The 18,089-nt window shown below is 68.2% G+C and carries 18 protein-coding genes; 5 read left to right on the top strand and 13 right to left on the bottom strand.

The genetic code is table 11. The features are described from left to right. Positions 1-315: 315 nt before the first annotated feature. Complete coding sequence (locus tag AC1DEM_RS00285) at positions 316-969, bottom strand: MOSC domain-containing protein (RefSeq protein ID WP_476882590.1); 654 nt, start codon at positions 967-969, stop codon at positions 316-318. Positions 970-1,190: 221 nt separating this feature from the next. On the opposite strand from AC1DEM_RS00285, the gene AC1DEM_RS00280 reads away from it, so the two are divergent. Further along, positions 1,191-2,390, top strand: a complete 1,200-nt coding sequence (locus tag AC1DEM_RS00280; protein WP_476882589.1) for an acyl-CoA dehydrogenase family protein — start codon at positions 1,191-1,193, stop codon at positions 2,388-2,390. Between the two features lie 116 nt (positions 2,391-2,506). Here the strand turns inward: AC1DEM_RS00280 and AC1DEM_RS00275 are convergent, their stop codons facing one another. The 6 genes from AC1DEM_RS00275 to AC1DEM_RS00250 all read right to left on the bottom strand — a co-directional run bounded on the left by AC1DEM_RS00275 (position 2,507) and on the right by AC1DEM_RS00250 (position 9,319). Then, positions 2,507-3,268: an SDR family oxidoreductase gene (locus AC1DEM_RS00275; RefSeq protein WP_476882588.1), complete on the bottom strand. Its 762-nt coding sequence runs from the start codon at positions 3,266-3,268 to the stop codon at positions 2,507-2,509. A gap of 35 nt (positions 3,269-3,303) precedes the next feature. Continuing rightward, positions 3,304-4,689, bottom strand: a complete 1,386-nt coding sequence (locus tag AC1DEM_RS00270) for a glycosyltransferase 87 family protein (protein ID WP_476882587.1) — start codon at positions 4,687-4,689, stop codon at positions 3,304-3,306. 102 nt (positions 4,690-4,791) lie between these two features. Further along, on the bottom strand, positions 4,792-6,126 hold the full coding sequence (locus AC1DEM_RS00265) for an MFS transporter (protein ID WP_476882586.1): 1,335 nt from the start codon (positions 6,124-6,126) through the stop codon (positions 4,792-4,794). Beyond that, positions 6,123-6,644 carry a winged helix-turn-helix transcriptional regulator gene (locus AC1DEM_RS00260; protein WP_476882585.1) on the bottom strand — a complete coding sequence of 174 codons (522 nt, stop codon included), beginning with the start codon at positions 6,642-6,644 and terminating at the stop codon, positions 6,123-6,125. Before AC1DEM_RS00260 ends, AC1DEM_RS00265 begins: the two co-directional genes overlap by 4 nt. 63 nt (positions 6,645-6,707) lie before the next feature. Further along, a complete protein-coding gene (locus tag AC1DEM_RS00255) occupies positions 6,708-7,916 on the bottom strand; it encodes a cystathionine gamma-synthase (RefSeq protein WP_476882584.1) in 1,209 nt (402 codons plus the stop codon). 17 nt (positions 7,917-7,933) lie between these two features. After that, positions 7,934-9,319, bottom strand: coding sequence for a cystathionine beta-synthase (locus tag AC1DEM_RS00250; RefSeq protein WP_476882583.1), 1,386 nt, complete (start codon positions 9,317-9,319; stop codon positions 7,934-7,936). Between the two features lie 70 nt (positions 9,320-9,389). On the opposite strand from AC1DEM_RS00250, the gene AC1DEM_RS00245 reads away from it, so the two are divergent. Continuing rightward, positions 9,390-10,583, top strand: a complete 1,194-nt coding sequence (locus AC1DEM_RS00245; RefSeq protein ID WP_476882582.1) for an ArsB/NhaD family transporter — start codon at positions 9,390-9,392, stop codon at positions 10,581-10,583. A gap of 65 nt (positions 10,584-10,648) precedes the next feature. Here the strand turns inward: AC1DEM_RS00245 and AC1DEM_RS00240 are convergent, their stop codons facing one another. Then, on the bottom strand, positions 10,649-11,071 hold the full coding sequence (locus AC1DEM_RS00240; protein WP_476882581.1) for a VOC family protein: 423 nt from the start codon (positions 11,069-11,071) through the stop codon (positions 10,649-10,651). A gap of 184 nt (positions 11,072-11,255) precedes the next feature. Between AC1DEM_RS00240 and AC1DEM_RS00235 the strand changes: the two genes are divergently transcribed. Next, positions 11,256-12,236, top strand: a complete 981-nt coding sequence (locus AC1DEM_RS00235; RefSeq protein ID WP_476882580.1) for a DNA-3-methyladenine glycosylase family protein — start codon at positions 11,256-11,258, stop codon at positions 12,234-12,236. A gap of 100 nt (positions 12,237-12,336) precedes the next feature. Here the strand turns inward: AC1DEM_RS00235 and AC1DEM_RS00230 are convergent, their stop codons facing one another. Beyond that, positions 12,337-13,254, bottom strand: coding sequence for a DUF559 domain-containing protein (locus AC1DEM_RS00230; protein WP_476882579.1), 918 nt, complete (start codon positions 13,252-13,254; stop codon positions 12,337-12,339). Between the two features lie 132 nt (positions 13,255-13,386). After that, entirely contained in the window at positions 13,387-15,063 is a 1,677-nt protein-coding gene (locus AC1DEM_RS00225) for an AMP-binding protein (protein WP_476882578.1), read from the bottom strand. 111 nt (positions 15,064-15,174) lie between these two features. Between AC1DEM_RS00225 and AC1DEM_RS00220 the strand changes: the two genes are divergently transcribed. After that, positions 15,175-15,453 (top strand): putative quinol monooxygenase, encoded by a 279-nt coding sequence (locus AC1DEM_RS00220; RefSeq protein ID WP_377985211.1) that lies wholly within the window; start codon positions 15,175-15,177, stop codon positions 15,451-15,453. Between the two features lie 141 nt (positions 15,454-15,594). Here AC1DEM_RS00220 and trxA read toward each other — a convergent pair whose 3' ends face one another. From trxA to AC1DEM_RS00205, 3 genes are all read right to left on the bottom strand, one after another. After that, positions 15,595-16,005, bottom strand: coding sequence for a thioredoxin (gene trxA / locus AC1DEM_RS00215; protein ID WP_476882577.1), 411 nt, complete (start codon positions 16,003-16,005; stop codon positions 15,595-15,597). A 78-nt stretch (positions 16,006-16,083) separates the two neighbouring features. Further along, entirely contained in the window at positions 16,084-16,629 is a 546-nt protein-coding gene (locus tag AC1DEM_RS00210; RefSeq protein ID WP_476882576.1) for an acyl-CoA thioesterase, read from the bottom strand. 68 nt (positions 16,630-16,697) lie between these two features. Next, positions 16,698-17,426 carry a Type 1 glutamine amidotransferase-like domain-containing protein gene (locus tag AC1DEM_RS00205; RefSeq protein WP_476882575.1) on the bottom strand — a complete coding sequence of 243 codons (729 nt, stop codon included), beginning with the start codon at positions 17,424-17,426 and terminating at the stop codon, positions 16,698-16,700. A 197-nt stretch (positions 17,427-17,623) separates the two neighbouring features. Between AC1DEM_RS00205 and AC1DEM_RS00200 the strand changes: the two genes are divergently transcribed. Next, a complete protein-coding gene (locus AC1DEM_RS00200) occupies positions 17,624-18,058 on the top strand; it encodes a DUF7144 family membrane protein (RefSeq protein WP_476882574.1) in 435 nt (144 codons plus the stop codon). Positions 18,059-18,089 lie beyond the last annotated feature (31 nt).

Raw genomic sequence — 18,089 nt, 5'->3', positions numbered from 1 at the left:
ATTGCCGGGCGTACGGTTGACCGGCGGGTCACATAGAAGTCCGGCGCTTTCGCAATCCCGTGGCAGGACTTCCCGCTGCATCTCTTGGCTGCTATCCCAGCAGTCTGTACAGCGTTTTCTTTTGCCGGCTCTCCCTATGAAAATGCCCGCATCACAGTTGCGGGCCCCAACACTTGCCAGTCCTGCCTCAAGAATTGGGCAGGAATAAGGGATTTCCGGAGTGGGGGATATTTCAAGTGTAGGGCATGGATCAGAACAGTGGTAGTTGAGGGGCCGACGGCGGACGGTGAGCTTGCGCACACCGGCGCACCAGGCTTAGACCCCGAGGCGGCGCTGCAGCTGCTCAAAGCCCTGGTGGTACTCGGGCTGCAGGCGGATCTGGCCATCGGCGTCGGCGTCGCGCAGGGCCTCCATGTCCGCCAGGGTGGGATCGGTGAACCACTTGGCGATCGTCACGCCGTGGGCGGGGACGAAGAGCTGGTGGATGTGGTTTCCGGCTTCGATGTTGCCGGTCCTGACCACCCGGAGGTAAGTGCCCACCCGGCCCGCCTCGGTGAACCGCTTGACCCAGTGAGGCTCGCCCATCCGGCGCTGGAAGGTGGCGCAGGGGATACGCGCTGAGGTGACTTCCACCTCGACGTCCAGTCCGATCTTCCAGCGTTCGCCGATCACGGCGTTGGAGGCGCTGAGGCCCGTGATCCGCAGGTTTTCGCCGAAGATGCCCGGCGGCAGGTCCCGCCCCAGCTCCGCGGCCCAGTAGTCGGCGTCGTCCTGCGAATACGCGTAGAGTGCCTGGTCCTCGCCGCCGTGGTGGATCCTGCTGGCCTGGACATCACCGCGCAGGCCGAGTTTGTGGACCCGCACCGGTCCGGCGACAGGGCGCTTGTCGATCGCGGTGACCCCGACGCTGCCGGGATCATCGAGCAGCTGGTGAACCGTGCAGACAGCAAGCACAGATGCGGTTTCCATGGCACCAGTGTAGGCCCGCGGCTCGGCCGGGAACCGAGGGGACATGTTCCCCAGCCGGTTGCCGAGCCCCGTGCAGCGCTCCAGCCCGGTTGCTCTCCGGACCATCCCCCCGATAGCCCGGCGAAACCGGAGCGTCGGTCGGGATCCGCGCCCGAGTCCGGAAGGAACCGGGCAGGAGCGCCGGCGCAGCGGTGTAAGTGGAGCCGCCGTAGGATGCTGGCATGAGCAACGATGCTGGCATTCCCGAGGATTCCGACGTTTCCGACGTCCTGGCGATCGATTCCCTGCTGAGCGCTGAAGAGCGCGCCGTCCGCGAGCGCGTCCGCGATTTCACGAACCAGCGGATCCGGCCCGACATCGCCGGCTGGTACGAGGACGCCGTGTTCCCCCTGGACCTCGCCCCGGAACTTGGCGAGCTTGGTGTGCTCGGCATGCACCTGGAGGGCTACGGCTGCCCCGGCCGCTCCGCCGTCGAATACGGCCTCGCGGCCATGGAACTCGAGGCCGGAGACTCCGGCGTCCGCACGTTTGTCTCCGTACAGGGCTCCCTCGCCATGACAGCCATCCACAAGTGGGGCACCGAGGACCAAAAGCAGGAGTGGCTCCCCCGGATGGCCGCCGGCGAACTGATCGGAGCGTTTGCCCTGACCGAGCCCACGGCCGGATCCGATCCGGCGTCCATGACCACCTTTGCCCGCCCCGACGGGACCGGCGATGGCGCCGGCTGGATCCTGGACGGGACCAAACGCTGGATCGGGCTCGCCTCGGTGGCGGATGTGCTGGTGGTGTGGGCCATGACCGACGACGGCGTGCGCGGTTTCCTCGTCCCCGCCGGCACCGCGGGCGTCACCGCGACCCCGATCGGGCAGAAACTCTCGATGCGCGCCTCCATCCAGTGCGACATCACGTTCGACGCCGTCCGGCTGGGCCCCGAGGCGCTGCTGCCGGCGGCGCGGGGGCTGCGGGGCCCCTTCTCCTGCCTCAACGAGGCCCGGTACGGGATCGCCTGGGGTGCGATGGGCGCCGCCCGGGATTCCTACGAGGCCGCCCTGGCCTACGCCCAGGAGCGGCTGCAGTTCGGCAAGCCGCTGGCCGGCTACCAGCTGACGCAGGAGAAACTCGTGAACATGCTCCTGGAAATCCAGAAGGGCACGTTGCTTGCCCTGCACCTAGGCCGGCTCAAGGACGCCGGCACGCTGCGCCCGGAGCAGATCTCGCTCGGCAAGCTGAACAACGTGCGTGAGGCGCTCGCCATTGCCCGGGAGGCGCGCACCATCCTGGGAGGCAACGGCATCACGCTGGAGCATTCCCCGCTGCGGCATGCCGCCAACCTCGAATCCGTCCGCACGTACGAGGGCACCGACGAGGTCCACACCCTGATCCTGGGCCAGCACATCACGGGTCTGCCCGCCTTCCGCTAGCGGCGCGAGACGTCATTTCACGGCAGTGTTTGGCGCAAACACTGCCGTGAAATGACGTCTCGGCGTGGTTCCGGCAAGCGTCCGGGCACAGGTTCCGGGCACAAGGCCGGGCGGGCTCAGGCGGAGAACCCGCCGTCGGCCTTGACCAGCTGCCCGGACATCCAGCGGCCCTCGGGCGAGAGCAGGAACGCGACCGTCCCCGCCACGTCCGCCGGAGTGCCCAGCCGGCCGCCCGGGTGCCGCCGGGCCAGCTCGTCACGGAGCGGCCCGTCCATCCAGCCGGTGTCGACCGGTCCCGGGTTGAGGACGTTGGCGCTGATCCCGAGCGGGCCAAGTTCCCGGGCCGCCGCGATCACGATCCGGTCCAGCGCGCCCTTTGAGGCCCCGTAGGGCAGGTTGAACGCGGTGTGGTCACTGGTCAGCGCCACGATGGCGCCGCCGTCGGGATCGGCCTGCCGGGCGAACGCGGCAATCAGCTGCCAGCTGGCCCGTGTGTTGACCGCGAAGTGCCGGTCGAAGCTTGCCAGGGATGTGTCCAGGATGCCGGAGTCCGCGGATTCACAGTGGCTGAGCACTAGGCCCTGCAGGTTTCCGACCTCGGCCGCAACGGCGGCCATCAGCCGGTCCACGGCCTCCGGGTCCTGGAAATCCGCCGGCAGCGCCACCACTGCGGAGCCGGTCGCCTGCAGCTCCGCGGTGAGGCGTTCGACGTCGTCCGGCTGGACGCCCCATGGCATCCTGGCGTCGTAGTCCTGCCAGCAGGTCAGTACGAGGTCCCAGCCGTCCGCGGCAAGACGGCGGGCAATGCCGGCGCCGATTCCGGCGAGCCGGCCGACGCCGGTGACAAGGGCCGTCTTACGCGGGGCAAGGTTGCTCATGCCGGACAGCCTAGCGGTGGCGGCCGGGGCGGCGCCTACGAAGCGGAGGAAGAGGCGGACGAGGCGGCGGCCTGGACGTCCCGTTCGGCAGCCGGCCTGGACGCGTGGCCGAGCTCGGGTGGCAGGTCGAACCCCGGTGCCAGCGCATCAAGCCGCAGGGCGACGAACCAGCAGACCAGCAGGGCCACGGCGCAGAAGACGCCGGCGCTGGAGGCCATGATCCACAGGCCGGGCGTCTGGATATCGAGGTTTTCCGCGCCGAGGGCTGTGCCAATGGTCTTGGGCGAGAACAGGAAGACGAGGATTGAGATGCCCAGCACGCCGCCCATCGTCCAGCGCAGTCCGGCGTAGCGGCGCGGGGTTTCCCGCAGGGTCCAGGCGAAAGCCGGAAATACCGCCGCGACCCAGACCCAGTGGTGGGACCACGAGACCGGGCTGATCAGCAGCATGGTGAGCGCCGTCGCCGACACGGCCACGACGCGGGCGCCCTGGTCGCTGGCGGTCTTGATCACTCCGGCGCCCACGGCCACCACCATGAGGCTCAGCACCAGCCACGGCACCGTGACGTGCGCCTCCGGGACGCCGAAATGCAGCAGGGCGCCTTTGAGGGACAGGTTGTCCACATAGCCCGCTCCCCCCATCCGGGAGGTGTCCGGCAGCATCTGGAGCCAGAACTGCAGGGATTCGGCGGGGCGCAGCAGCCAGCCGAGCACCACGGTGGCGGTGAAGCCGGCAGCCATGTTGCCCAGCCCGCGCCAGTCCTTGCGGACCAGGTAGTACAGCCCGAACACCAGGGGCGTCAGCTTGATGCCGGCAGCGACGCCCACCAGGAAGCCGCTGCCGGGGAAGCCGCGGGTCCAGCGCGGGTTGCGGGCCAGCAGGTCCACGGCAATCATGCCCATCAGCAGGGCATTGATTTGTCCAAACACCAGGGTCTCCCGCCACGGGCCGAGGTTCAGCACCGCCAGGACCAGGACTGCTGCCGCCCAACCGTTGCCCGGCGTCCGGAAAGTGGCGCGCCAGGAGGCTTTAGCGTTCCAGTACCGGACCGCACGGGCCGCGGTCAGGATCGCCACGACGGCCCCGGCCGCGTTGAACAGGTTCAGCGCTGCCGTCTGGGGCAGCCGGGCCAAAAGGCCGAAGATGAGGGCGGCGAACGGCGGGTAGGTAAACATCAGGTTCGGGCCGCCGGCCCAGTCCACATTTCCCCTGTACAGGTCCGAGGGCGCCGCGCCGGCGTCGTTGAGGATTTTGCCGCCGTACCAGTAGACGCTGAAGTCCAGGCCGTGCTTGGCCCAGACGCCGAGCGAGACCCAGATGAAGTAGCCCACGGCGGCGATGGCCAGGATGACGGAGAGCCGGAGCAGCAGCCCGACGGGTGAGTGCCGCGCCGGGTTGTGGTCGGAATCGGGCACTGACATGAATTCCCCAATCGGGCTGCTGGTGTAGACGCTGGCCGTTTGGTCGGTTCCGTCCAGGGCGGCGCAAACGCGCCCTCGCTGTCGGGTCAGTCTACAGAACAGCTACGCCGGGACCGGGACCGGCTCCGGCTTCCGGGCGTCCTTGCGCATGGTGGCGCTGATAACGGCGGCGATGGTGCACATGGCGGCGGCGGCAAACCAGGCGTAGGTGTACTGGCCGGTGGCGTCACGCACCGCCCCGGCCGCAAGGGCGGCGGCAGCGGCGCCGAGCTGGTGGGCCGCGAACACCCAGCCGAACACGACGCTCCCGTCGGCACCGAAGACCTGGCGGCAGATCGCGGCGGTGGGAGGCACGGTGGCGACCCAGTCCAGGCCGTAGATGACCACGAACACGATCATGCTGGGCTGGACGGTGGCGCTGAGCAGCAGCGGCAGGACCAGCAGCCCGATCCCGCGGAACTGGTAGTACACGGCGAGCAGGATCCGGGGGTTGAAGCGGTCCGTGAGCCAGCCGGAGGCGATGGTGCCGATGATGTCGAAGAGGCCGACGACGGCGAGCAGGCCCGCCGCGGTGGTTTCGGGCATGCCGTGGTCATGGGCGGAGGGGATGAAGTGGGTGCCGATCAGCCCGTTGGTGGTCGCGCCGCAAATCGCGAACCCGGCCACGAGGGCCCAGAAGGTACGCACCCTGCTGGCTCGCTTGAGGACCTGCAGGGCACGGACCGCGGCGTTCCGGCGCGGCTCCGCCGTTTCCGGCCCGGTTGATTCGGACGCTTCCGGCCCGGTGCTTGCAGCGGCGGCCGGCGGCGTCGCCCCGTACGGCAGCACGCCGACGTCGGCGGGTGAGTTCTTGAGGAACTTCAGCACAAGCGGCACCACGGCCAGCGCGCCGGCACCGATGAGGAGCGAGGCCTGCCGCCAGCCCGGGTCCTGGGCCAGGAGCGCGATGAAGGGCAGGAACACGAGCTGCCCGGCGGCGCTGCCGGCGGTGAGGATGCCGATCACCAGGCCGCGGCTCTTGGCGAACCAGGTGTTGGCGATGGTGGCGGCGAAGACCAGCGCCATGGACCCGGTGCCGAGCCCGATCAGCAGCCCCCAGGTCAGCAGGATCTGCCAGGACTGCGTCACGAAGACCGTCAGGGCGCTGCCGGCGCCGATCAGCACCAGGGCCACGGCCGTGACGGCGCGGATGCCGAAGCGTTCCATCAGGGCCGCGGCGAACGGCGCCGTGAGCCCGAACAGCACGAGGTTGATGCTGACCGCGGCAGAGAGCACGGTGGTGGACCAGCCGAACTCGTTCTGCAGCGGCACCATCAGCACGCCCGGCGCTGCCCGGAAACCGGCGGCGCCGACCAGCGCGAGGAATGCCACGGCGGCGACAGTCCACGCCGGGTGGATGCGGCGGCGGACGGGGGTCATGGTTTCGGGGGCGCTCATGCGGCCGTTCCATTCTGGCCAGGGGTCCCGGTGCCGGCCGAGGCCAGGGGCACGGGGTCCGCGGTGCGGGAGAGGCTGTGCCAGCTCGTGTTGGCGGCCGTCAGCGGTTCCCCGCAGGCCGTACACGTGTCCGCCGAGGAGGTCCGCTCCCCGCAGCCGCTGTGGATGACGAACATGTGCGCCTCCCCGGAAGGCGCCGGGAGGTGCTTCTCGGCCCAGATCACGACGGCGTTGAGCACCGGGAGGGCGTCCTCGCCCTTGGCGGTGAGGACGTATTCCTGGCGGGTGCGGCCGCCGTCGTCGTAGGGCCGCCGGGTGAGGAGCCCGGCATCCAGGAGCCCGGCGAGCCGCCTGGTGAGGACGGAATCGGCCGCCCCCAGCCGCTGCTTCATGGCCTCGAAGCGGCCGTTGCCGAAGAACACCTCGCGCAGCACCAGCATGCTCCAGGGATCGCCGAGGATGTCGAGGCCGCGGGCCATGCTGCAGGTCCGCTGGGACCAATCGGATCGAAGTGCCATGCGGCCACCCTAGCTGACTATCTTAGAGAAAGCTAGGGTGGCCGAGGCGCGGTTTTCTGCCGCTTAGTTGTCGCCCGCCAGCGAGGAGATCGCGGCGTCGAGGTCCGCGATCAGGTCCTCGACGTCCTCGATGCCGCAGGAGAGCCGGATCAGGTTGACGGGGACCGCCAGTTCGGTGCCCTTGACCGAGGCGTGCGTCATTTCCGAGGGGTAGTTCATGAGCGATTCGATCCCGCCCAGTGACTCGGCCAGGGTGAACACGGAGGTCGATTCGGCCACCTTGCGTGCCGCGGCCTCGCCGCCCTTGAACTGCACGGAGATCATGCCGCCGAACTTCTTCATCTGCTTCCGGGCCAGCTCGTGGCCCGGGTGGGACGGTAGGCCCGGGTACAGGACGGCCTCCACTTCGGGGCGTTCCAGCAGCCATTCGGCCACGGCCTGGGCGTTATCGCTGTGCCGGTCCATGCGCACGCCGAGGGTTTTCAGGCCGCGCGTGGTGAGGAAGGCGTCCATGGGACCGGACACGGCGCCGACGGCGAACTGGACGAAGCCGATCTTCTCCGCCAGCTCCGCGTCGTTGACCACGATCGCGCCGCCGACGACGTCCGAGTGGCCGCCGATGTACTTGGTGGTGGAGTGGACCACGATGTCGGCGCCGAGGGCGAGCGGGGTCTGCAGGTACGGCGAGGCGAACGTGTTGTCCACCACCAGGAGCGCGCCGGCGTCGTGCGCCACCTTGGCGAGCGCCTCGATGTCGGTGATCTTCATCATCGGGTTCGACGGCGTCTCCACCCACACCAGGCGGGTCTTGCCGCCACCGTCGGCGGTGCCGCCTGCTGCGACGGCGGCTGCGACGGCGTCGAGGTCGGACATGTCCACCGGGGTGTTGCCGATGCCCCACTCCCCGAGGACCCGGCTGATGAGCCGGTACGTTCCGCCGTAGGCGTCGTTGCCGAGCACAATGTGGTCACCGGGGCGGGTGAGGGCGCGGATCATCGAGTCCTCGGCGGCCAGGCCCGAGCTGAAGGAGAACGCGGCACTCCCGCCTTCCAGGGCGGCCAGCTGCTCCTGCAGCGAGTCACGGGTGGGGTTGGTGCCGCGGCCGTATTCGTAGCCGTCGCGCAGCCCGCCGATGCCGTCCTGGGCATAGGTCGACGAGAAGTGCACGGGGGGCACCACCGCCCCGGTGCGGGGCTCAAACGCCTGGCCGGCGTGGATGGCGCGGGTGTTGAAGCCCGGGTTTTTCGAGGAAGAGCTTTCAGGCAAAGACATGGGACTCCTTGAACTGGTCAGTTACTGAGGTACGCGAGGAGGTCGTGGCGGGTCAGGATCCCCACCGGAGCGCCGACAAACGTCACCATGAGGGTGTCGGCGTCGGAGAGGAGTTCGCGGGCGGTCGAGATCGATTCGAGCGAGCCGATGACAGGGAGGCGGGCCTCCATGTGTTCGGAGATCTTGTCCGAGAGTTTGGCCTCGCCGCGGAAGAGCTTGGCTGTGAGGGTTCGCTCATCGACGGCGCCAAGGACCTCGCCCATCACCACGGGTGGTTCCTGGGACAGGACGGGGATGTGCGAGACGCCGTACTCGTTCATGATGTTGATGACATCGCGGACGGATTCGTTCGGGTGGATGTGGACGAGGTCCGGGAGTTCACCGGTCTTGGCCTTGAGGACCTCGCCCACCGAGGCCTCGTCCCCGCTGGCCAGGAAGCCGTAGGAACGCATCCATTGGTCGTTGAAGATCTTCGCCAGGTAGCCGCGGCCGGAGTCCGGCAGGATAACCACCACGACGGCTTCCGCCGGGAGGTCCTTGGCGACCTCCATGGCGGCCACGACGGCCATGCCCGAGGACCCGCCCACCAGCAGGCCTTCCTCGCGCGCCAGCCGGCGCGTCATGGCGAAGGAATCGGCGTCGCTGACGGCAAGGACGTTGTCCGGGACGGACTTGTCATAGTTGGCCGGCCACATGTCCTCCCCGACGCCCTCGACAAAGTACGGGCGGCCCGTGCCGCCGGAGTACACCGAGCCTGCGGGATCCGCGCCGATGATCTTCACGACCCCGCCCTCAGCCGCGGGGCGCCCGGCGGAAACTTCCTTGAGGTACCGGCCGGTGCCGGTGATGGTGCCGCCGGTGCCGGCACCGATCACGCAGTGCGTGATGCGGCCGTCGGTGTCGTGCCAGATCTCAGGGCCGGTGGTCTCATAGTGGCTTGCGGGGGCGGCCGGGTTGGAAAACTGGTCAGGCTTGTAGGCTCCCGGGATTTCGGTGACGAGCCGGTCCGAGACGCCGTAGTAGCTTTGCGGGCTGTCCGGCGGGACGGCGGTGGGGGTGACCACCACTTCGGCGCCATAGGCCTGGAGCACGGCCCGCTTGTCTTCGCCGACCTTGTCCGGCACGACGAAGATGCAGCGGTAGCCCTTCTGCTGGGCCACGAGCGCCAGGCCAACGCCGGTGTTGCCCGAGGTGGGCTCCACGATGGTGCCGCCAGGCAGGAGCTTTCCCGTTCGTTCGGCCTCCTCGATCATCTTGGCCGCAATGCGGTCCTTGATCGAACCGCCGGGGTTCAGGTATTCGAGCTTCACCAGGATGGTGGCGGCGATGCCATCGGTCACGTGGTTGAGTTTGACGAGCGGCGTATGGCCAATGAGGTCCAGGATGGACTGGGCGTACTTCATAGGTACAAAGTTACCGTCTCCTACCCGGCAGGCACGTCGGCGCGGCCACGGCTCCGGCAGGTGCGAGGATATGGCGGTGAAGCGGATCGCCAGGCTGAAGAAGCTCAAGAGCTACGCGCTGCCCGCTGGCATGCTGCTGGCCGGCTGCGCGGCGCTGGCCACGGGGCTGCTGCCGGTCCCCGCTTTTCAGGAGTTGGCAGCACGGACCGTGCCGGTGCTGGCGTTCGTGCTGGCGATGTCCCTGGTCACGGAGCTGGTGGATGAGGCCGGGCTGTTCCGCGTGGTCACCGAGCGGCTGGCCGCCCTGGGCCGCGGCCGGGTCTTGTTGTTGTGGTTCCTCGTGATCGCCCTCGCCACCGTTTCCACAGTGTTCTTGTCGCTGGATACGACGGCGGTGCTGGTGACTCCCGTCGTCGTGCTGCTGGCCATTCACGCCCGCATTCCGCCGCTGCCGTTCGCGCTGACCACAGTGTGGCTGGCGAACACGGCCTCGCTGCTGCTGCCGGTCTCCAACCTGACCAACCTGCTGGCACAGGACCGGCTCAAGCTCAGCCCCGCCGCGTTCGCCTCGCTGGTGTGGGCCCCGGCCCTGGTGGGGATCCTTGTGCCGCTGGCGCTGCTGTGGCTGGCGTTCCGGAAGGACCTGCGCGGCAAGTACGGGCCGCAGCCGGTCCATAAAGTGCGGGACCGGGTGCTGCTGTACGCGGCATCCGGGGTCATGGTGGTCCTGCTTCCGGCGCTGGTTTCCGGGATTCCGGTGCAGATCCCGGCGCTCGCAGCGGCCGCGGCCCTGCTCCTGCTTTTCCTCTGGCGGCGGCGCTCCGTCCTGCGCTGGTCCATGATTCCCTGGCGCCCGCTCATGCTCACGTCCGGCCTGTTCATGGTGGTGGAGACCCTGCACGCCAACGGGCTCACCCGGTTCCTGACCGGCATCGCCGGCACGGGCGAGAGCCTGCCGGCGCTCCTGCAGCTCGCCGGCCTGGGCGCGGGGGCAGCCAACGCTGTCAACAACCTGCCTGCCTATCTGGCCCTGGAACCGGTGGGCGGCTCCCCGGCCCGGCTGGCGGCCCTGCTGATCGGCGTGAACCTGGGCCCGCTGGTGACCCCATGGGCTTCCCTGGCCACGCTGCTGTGGCACGAGCGGCTCCGTTCCCTCAACGTGGAGATCCGCTGGGGAGGCTTCGCCGTGGCCGGCGTCGTCGCCGTCGTCCTCACGGTCCCGCTGGCGGTCGTGGCACTGTGGCTCACCACGGGGATGCACTGACGCAGGCGCCGAGGTGAATGCACTGAGTTGGTTAGCTGAGGGTGCAAGCGCGCCCGTCAGGGATATCAGGCGCCGATGTCATCCGCCGCTGCGCCGGTGCCGCCTTCACGCGGGGCGTTCTGCCAGAGACCGACCACATTGCCTTCGGTGTCCCTGAAGTAGGCGGCCCAGCCCATGGTGCCGACCTCCTGCCGCGCCAAGACCGTGCTGCCGCCCAACGAGTTGATCTTCTCCAGCGCCGCGTCAATGTCATCGACATCCACGGTGACCACCGGGGACGTGAGGTCCCCTTCGCGGTGGAACATGCCGCCGTTGATGGAGCCCGCAACGGAGGGCATGCCCGTCGCATCCGTCGGCGTGGTCTTGATCATGGAGTAACTCATCTCCGGCACGACGCTGACCTCCCAGCCAAACGCCGAACTGTAGAACTCCCGTGCGCGGCTCTCGTCGTCTGCGGGGATTTCAAAATGTACAACGCCACCAGCCATCACACTCTCCCAAGAACAAGGATTCGGGCCACGATCCGGGCGCGGGCGCTCCACGCTCCACGCTCCACGCTCCACGCTCCAGCCGGAGTCTAGCCCCCGCAGCCCTGGAGGTTAAGGGTCCTACGGCCCATGCTCCGCGCAGGCCGATGCGGCCACTGTCAGGGGGACATGGGAACATGTTTGAATGACCGTTGCAGACGTCCCCGCGGGCCTTGCCGCCGCGGCAGACGCCTCACTGCGGTGGCACCCGGGTGGTCCGTTCGACCTGATGCAGACCATCGGCCCGCTGCTGCGCGGCCACGGCGACCCGGCCATGCGCACCGCCCCGGACGGAGTCTGGCTCGCATTCACCACCCCGCACGGTCCGGCCACGCTGCGCCTGGCAACGGCCGGGCCGCGGGCGGACCCGGCCGTGGACGCGCAGGCCTGGGGCCCTGGAGCGGTGGACGCCGTCGATTCCGTGCCGCGCATGCTCGGCAGCGAGGACGACTGGTCCGGCTTCGACGAGCCCGCGTTCCACGCCACGCTCCCGCGCATGGTGGTTGAAGCCCGACGCCGGAACCTCGCCATCCGGCTGCCGGCAACCGGCCGGATGATCGACTCACTGGTGCCGACCATCCTGGAGCAGAAGGTCACCGTCATCGAGGCCCGCCGCGGATACCGCTACCTGATGTACCGCTTCGGGACAGCCGCGCCCGGTGCCGGTACCGTGGCTCCCGCCAATCTGATGGTCCAGCCGACGGCCGCGCAATGGCTGCACATTCCGTCCTGGGAATGGCACAAAGCAGGGGTGGGGCCGCAGCGCTCGGCAACCATCATGCGGGCGCTGCGCTCCGCCGCCGCACTTGAACGGCTCGCCGCCCTGCCCGCCCCAGAGGCAGGGACCAAGCTGCAGACCCTCCCCGGAATCGGGGTGTGGACGGCGGCGGAAGTGGTGCAGCGCACGCACGGCTGCCCGGACTCGATCGCTGTCGGCGACTACCACCTGGCGGCATACGTGGGCGCCGCCCTGACCGGCCGCCGCACGGACGACGCCGGCATGCTCAGGCTGCTGGCCCCCTGGGCAGGGCACAGGCAGCGGGTGGTCCGGATGCTCGGGCTGAGCGGCTTCCGGAAACCGACCTTCGGCCCGCGCATGACCGTCCAGGACCACCGCGGCCACTGACGAACCAACGCGGGGTCACTTACGGCCCATCCGAAGCCACTTCATGGGCGCGATCTGACCCCGCGTTGGATTCGGCGGGTCAAGAAGGGGCGGAGCCTGCCTACGGGCGGAGCCGGGCCCGCCTGATCCGGGCGATGACGCTGTCGAAGCCCTCGGCAAGGTCATCGGCGTTGACTTTGAAATACGCCCATCCGGCGCTGCGGAAGGCTTCGTCCCGCCGGTTGTCCCGGGACTGCTGTTCCCGCGTGAGGTGATGGCCGCCGTCGTACTGCACGGCGATCCGGTACCGCCGGTAGCCCATGTCTGCAGCCGGCGAGCGCGGGTCTTCCGGGACGAGCCTCAACTGCAGCTCCGGCTCCGGCAGACGCGCATCCATCAGCGCCAGCCGCAGGAATGTCTCCGGGAACGAGTCTGCTCCCACCCGCATCTCGTCCAGCGCAAGCCGTGCCTTCTCGACGCCCTTCATGTTGGGATGCTGGCGGATGAGCAGCCGCAAGCCATCCTTGTAGGCGTACGGTTCCGACCTCGGTTCGAGGCTTGGCCGGGGTATGCGGATGATCTGGTCCCCCAGGGCAATGAGATAGTTCAGCGGCAGTTCCGAGGCCAGATCCAGCCACGTGCGGGGCGGAGCCGTGACGGGGATGCCGTCGACGTCGGTCAGCTCGCCGGCAATGAGCCGCACGCGGTGGCCCGTGACCCCGGCACGGCGGACTCGGGGCAGTTCGTGCGGCTTGCTGAGGTGGATGGTGGGGCATTCGCCGAGCCACGGAGGCAGCCCGAGCCTGGTCAGCACGGCCGCGGTTTCATGGGACGCCCAGGCACTCGGAGTAGCAGCGGCGAGGACCCGGGCCCGTTCGACGATCTCGAGATGCCGGCCGGCGGGGAAATAGATGAGGCGGCCGCCGTCGGACAAATCCTGCGCCCGCAGGCGTTTGGGCGGGATACCCAGGGCGCGCGACTCGTAGACGGTGAACGGTGTCTGGGCGAGGCCTTCGGGCAGCGGGACAATGCGAACCATGCGCATCATTGTGACCGCGGATCCGCCTGTGCGTTGAAGTTATCCACAGGCCCTCCGGAACCGCCACAACGCGGGGTCACTTACGGCCCATCCGGGGCCTCGGGATGGGCCGTAAGTGACCCCGCGTTGCTGTTAGAGGCCCAGCCTCGCCGCGGCCTCCTGGCGCATGTCCACCTTGCGGATCTTGCCGGAGACGGTCATCGGGAAGCTGTCCCGGACCTCCACGTAGCGCGGGATCTTGTAGTGCGCCAGCTTGCCGCGGCAGAACTCGGCCAGGCTGGCGGCGTCCATCGGCCCGGCGCCGGGATTCAGGATGACGCACGCCATCAGCTCCTCGCCATATTTGGCGTCCGGGACACCGATCACCTGCACGTCCTGGATGTCCGGGTGGGTGTAGAGGAATTCCTCGATTTCGCGCGGGTAAACGTTCTCGCCGCCACGGATCACCATGTCCTTGATCCGGCCCTCGATCACGATGTACCCGCCGTCGTCCATCCGGGCAAGGTCCCCGGTATGCATCCAGCCGTCGGCGTCGATCGCCTCCGCGGTCTTGTCCGGCTGGTTCCAGTACCCCTGCATCACGGCGTAGCCGCGCGTGCAGAGTTCGCCGATCCCGCCGCGCTCCAGCACTTCTCCCGTCACCGGGTCCACGACACGGCTCTCCAGGTTCGGCATGGTCCGGCCCACGGTCTCGGTCCGCTGGGTCATGGTGTCCACGCTCCGGGTCATGGTGGACACCGGCGAGGTCTCCGTCATGCCGTAGCAAATGGCGACGTCGGTCATGTTCATCTCAGTGATGACCCGGTTCATCACCTCGATCGGGCACAGCGATCCGGCCATGACGCCCGTGCGCAGGGTCGAGAGGTCGTAGGAGGCGAAGTCCGCGAGGGCGAGCTCGGCGATGAACATGGTCGGCACCCCGTACAGCGAGGTTCCGCCGAAGTCCTGCACGGCCTCCAGCGCCGAGCCCGGCGTGAACGCCCGGCCTGGGATGATGGTGGCCGCGCCGTGGCTGAGGGCCGCCAGGTTCCCGATCACCATGCCGAAGCAGTGATAGAAGGGCACCGGGATCACCACCCGGTCGTGTTCGGTGTAGCCCAGCTGCTCGCCGATCGAGTAGCCATTGTTCAGGATGTTGTGGTGCGTCAGCGTGGCGCCCTTCGGGAAACCCGTGGTGCCCGAGGTGTACTGCAGGTTGATGGGATCGTGCGGGTCCAGTTGCGCCATGCGCGCCTTCAGGGCGGAATGCCCGACGTCGTCGGCCCGCTTGAGCAGCTCGGCGTAGGTGCGCTCAGCGTCATTTTCGGGCTCGCCCGCGGTCAGCCCGTCCAGGCCCGCGCCCGGGAGGAAAACCAACTCGCGCAGGTCGGGGCACGCCGCCAGCGCCTGCCGCGCCATCCCGGTGTAGTCGCTGTTCCGGTCCGACGGCGCCGTGACCAGCATCCGCATGCCGTTCTGCTTGACCACAAACTCCAGCTCGTGGCTGCGGTAGGCGGGGTTGACGTTGACCAGGATCGCCCCGATCTTCGCTGTGGCGTACTGCAGGATGGTCCACTCGGCGCAGTTGGGGCTCCAGATGCCGATCCGCTCGCCCTTCGCGACGCCCAGGGCGAGAAGGGCACGCGCCAGGCGGTCGACGTCGTCGTTCAACTTCGAATAGCTCCACCGCCGGGCCTCTTCGCCCGGCACCGCGGCCGCCTCGATCAGGGCGTCCTGATACGGGAACCGCGCCGCAATCCGTTCGAAGTTCGCGCCAATGGTTTCCTCGAGCAGCGGGACGTCAGTGTCCCCGGCTGTGTAAGCAAGCATGATGTGACGCTACCAACTGACCGGAGGCAAAAGAAGAGCAAAGCTTGGAAGTCCTATGAAATCTTGGGTCATCTTCCGGCGCCGGCGCGGCGGCCCGGTAGGGTAATTGCCATGACTGCACCCGTTGACCTTCAGGCCATTTTCATCCCCAACGACGGCGAATTCTTCCGCGTGAAGCTCGCCCTGGACATCGCGATTGACGAGGTGGTCAACGAGCCCGGCTGTATCCGCTACGAGCTCACCGAGGCCAGCGAGGACAAGCTCGTGCTGACCGAACGGTGGGCCAGCCAGGCGGACCTGGACACGCACTCCAAGGGCACGGCCGTCCAGGACCTGAACGAATCCCTCAGCGCCCTGCTGGCCGAGCCGGTCAAGCTGGAAACGCTGTAGGTCCCCTTCAACCAGCGCCCGGCAAGACGACGCAAAAACGCGGGGTCACGCCGCGCCCATCCCCGAGGGGTTTATGGGCGCGGCGTGACCCCGCGTTGCTTTAATCCGTGGAATGTAGCCGCCGGTATAAGCCGTGTGGGTTCAGGCTTCCGGGATCTGGGTCCCGTCCTGGTTTGCCGCCGCGGCGGCCTCGGCCTGCGAGCGGGCCACGTGGGCGTGGACTTCTTCCATGTCCAGGGCCTTGACGGCGTCGACCACCTGCTCCAGCTGCTGCGCGTTCAGGGCGCCCGGCTGCGAGAACACCAGGACCTTTTCGCGGAAGGCCATCAGCGTGGGGATCGACGTGATGCCGGCCTCGGCCGCGAGCTGCTGCTCGGCTTCGGTGTCAACCTTGGAGAAGACGACGTCCGGGTGCCTCTCGGAGATCGCTGAGTACGTGGGGCCAAACTGCTTGCACGGGCCGCACCATTCGGCCCAGAAATCGACGAGGACAATGTCGTTATCCTCGACTGTCGATGCGAACTGTTCACCTGTGATGTCTACGGTAGCCATGAGTCAACGGTACGGGAGCAGCCGTGAATTGTCCCCGCCATTTCGCTGTTGGCACATCCGGGCAGGCCGGCGCGGAGGTCACGCCCAGACGTGCGGGGCCGGGCGCCTGGCACCGGGCAGCGCATTGGTCTCGCGCCACTCGTGGATCCACTCGGGCAGCTCCAACGCCGACGGCGGCGCGCCGAATTCGCGGATGATTTCCTCCTGGCTGACGGGCTTGCCTTTGCTGACCAGACGGGTGGCGATGTAGGCGCGCGCGTAAACCTCACCGTCCACCACCATCCGCTGCTCGAAGTATATGGCCTTCGAGTCGAGGCCGATGATCCTGGATTCGATGGTGTACTGCTGCCAGAGCTGCAGCGAACGGCGGAAGGCGATGGTCTCCCCCGCCGCCACCGGGGTCCAGCCCCGGCGGCGCATCTTTTTCCAGGTTCCGCTGCGGGCCATGAGATCGAAGCGGCCGAGGTCCATGAGCGAGAAGTACATGCCGTTGTTGACGTGCAGGGCGATGTCGATATCCGTGGGCAGGACCCGCAGCGGCAGTGAGGAGTTATCCCAGATGCTCAGGGGTGAGCGGCGCGAGGACGTGAACAGCAGGAGGAGGGTCCGGAACAGGAGGTGCATGCGTCAATGTTACCCGCGGGTAACAACCGTGCCAAGGGCACCGTGCCAAGGGGCAAGGCGGTGAACGGCTAGCTGGGCGCGGACAGAACCGAGACGGTGGCTTTGGCGCCGACGCCGCGAATCGTCCAGCAGTTCCCGGTGCCGATCACTTCCAGTTCCTCCAGGTCCGCCTGGTGTAGGACAAGGGCAGTGTTCTCATCCACGGCGGCCGCGCGGTCCACGAGGCCTTTCGCCACCGCCCCGACGGCCCGGCCGAGCGTTCCGGCCTGCGCGGCGTGCACGTCGACGGCGAAGGGCACCAGGCCCAGCCCGGCGCGGATCTCCACTTCATCGAGGCCCTCCGACCAATCCACCGGGCAGACCTCGGTGCCGCGGATTGCGTAGCCGCCCACGATCGCCCGTGCGGGCGCCACCATCGCGCCGGCGGAGAATCCCATGTACGGCACACCGTCAGAGACCGCCCGGCGGATGGCCTCCGCGGACGGCAGCAAGCCCTCCAGATAGCCCGGCGTCGGGCCGCCCCCGACGACGATCCCGTCGACGCCGTCGAATGCGGCAGGGTCCGCGCCGCGGGTGAAGCCGAGAAGGACCGGGACGATCTCGCAGGCCATCCGGGACTCCAGCGGCTCAAGATAGGCAGGCAGGAAATATTCCGAGCTGCCCTCGTGGTCAAAGACAACCACGGCGACGCGGGGAATCCTGCCGGGGGCCCGGTGCCGGAGCTCCTTGACGAACCGGTCGAAGACGGCAGGTGTTGTGACGGTGTCCGGGCCGCCGCCGACAAGGATGATGGTCATGGCTACAACGTACCCGGATCCGGGGCTCGCCATGGGCCCGGACAGAACTGAGTCGACGGCGGCGGCTCCAAAGTTTCTGCAGCGATTGACCGGTCCGGACTGCCAGGAACATAATCGGAATCGGTACTAGCTTCACCACACGACTGCGCCGACCATGAGGCCGACGGCAGAGCATTCAACGGAAAGCGGTCGGCACTATGAGTACTGCCCATCATCCTGTCGCTTCGACTGGCTGGACCGGTTGGGTCCGTTTCGCCGGAGTCATTCTGATCATCAATGGCGTTTTCAGCGGCCTTCAAGGCCTCGTCGCGCTCACCGGACCCGACACCTACTATTTGTCGACCCCGGGCACGCTGTTCCTCTTCGATGCGAAGGGGTGGGGCTGGTGGAATGTGGCTCTGGGGGCGCTCTTGATCCTCACCGCCGTCGCTCTCTTCTCCGGTGCAACGTGGGCTCGAGTCGTTGCTGTCGTCGTTGCGGGCGTCAGCGCTGTCGTTCAACTGATGCTCATTCCGGCGCAGCCGTGGTGGTCCTTGATCGTCATCGCCATCGACGTGCTGATCATCTACGCGGTCATCGCCCACGGCGAGGAACTTAAGGCTGAAAAGGCGCCTCCGTCAACCAACCCGTAGGGCACCGACCAAACCCGTAGGGCACCGACGC

This window comes from Arthrobacter sp. 05T420 (assembly GCF_056396305.1).
Note: the sequence above shows the minus strand (reverse complement) of the source record. Positions and strands in the feature narration are given on the sequence as shown.

Bases quoted from the DNA above. Each gene is read 5' to 3' on its own strand.
- AC1DEM_RS00285 (WP_476882590.1), bottom strand. From the start codon at position 969: ATGGAAACCGCATCTGTGCTTGCTGTCTGCACGGTTCACCAGCTGCTC.
- AC1DEM_RS00280 (WP_476882589.1), top strand. From the start codon at position 1,191: ATGAGCAACGATGCTGGCATTCCCGAGGATTCCGACGTTTCCGACGTC.
- AC1DEM_RS00275 (WP_476882588.1), bottom strand. From the start codon at position 3,268: ATGAGCAACCTTGCCCCGCGTAAGACGGCCCTTGTCACCGGCGTCGGC.
- AC1DEM_RS00270 (WP_476882587.1), bottom strand. From the start codon at position 4,689: ATGTCAGTGCCCGATTCCGACCACAACCCGGCGCGGCACTCACCCGTC.
- AC1DEM_RS00265 (WP_476882586.1), bottom strand. From the start codon at position 6,126: ATGAGCGCCCCCGAAACCATGACCCCCGTCCGCCGCCGCATCCACCCG.
- AC1DEM_RS00260 (WP_476882585.1), bottom strand. From the start codon at position 6,644: ATGGCACTTCGATCCGATTGGTCCCAGCGGACCTGCAGCATGGCCCGC.
- AC1DEM_RS00255 (WP_476882584.1), bottom strand. From the start codon at position 7,916: ATGTCTTTGCCTGAAAGCTCTTCCTCGAAAAACCCGGGCTTCAACACC.
- AC1DEM_RS00250 (WP_476882583.1), bottom strand. From the start codon at position 9,319: ATGAAGTACGCCCAGTCCATCCTGGACCTCATTGGCCATACGCCGCTC.
- AC1DEM_RS00245 (WP_476882582.1), top strand. From the start codon at position 9,390: ATGGCGGTGAAGCGGATCGCCAGGCTGAAGAAGCTCAAGAGCTACGCG.
- AC1DEM_RS00240 (WP_476882581.1), bottom strand. From the start codon at position 11,071: ATGGCTGGTGGCGTTGTACATTTTGAAATCCCCGCAGACGACGAGAGC.
- AC1DEM_RS00235 (WP_476882580.1), top strand. From the start codon at position 11,256: ATGACCGTTGCAGACGTCCCCGCGGGCCTTGCCGCCGCGGCAGACGCC.
- AC1DEM_RS00230 (WP_476882579.1), bottom strand. From the start codon at position 13,254: ATGGTTCGCATTGTCCCGCTGCCCGAAGGCCTCGCCCAGACACCGTTC.
- AC1DEM_RS00225 (WP_476882578.1), bottom strand. From the start codon at position 15,063: ATGCTTGCTTACACAGCCGGGGACACTGACGTCCCGCTGCTCGAGGAA.
- AC1DEM_RS00220 (WP_377985211.1), top strand. From the start codon at position 15,175: ATGACTGCACCCGTTGACCTTCAGGCCATTTTCATCCCCAACGACGGC.
- trxA (WP_476882577.1), bottom strand. From the start codon at position 16,005: ATGGCTACCGTAGACATCACAGGTGAACAGTTCGCATCGACAGTCGAG.
- AC1DEM_RS00210 (WP_476882576.1), bottom strand. From the start codon at position 16,629: ATGCACCTCCTGTTCCGGACCCTCCTCCTGCTGTTCACGTCCTCGCGC.
- AC1DEM_RS00205 (WP_476882575.1), bottom strand. From the start codon at position 17,426: ATGACCATCATCCTTGTCGGCGGCGGCCCGGACACCGTCACAACACCT.
- AC1DEM_RS00200 (WP_476882574.1), top strand. From the start codon at position 17,624: ATGAGTACTGCCCATCATCCTGTCGCTTCGACTGGCTGGACCGGTTGG.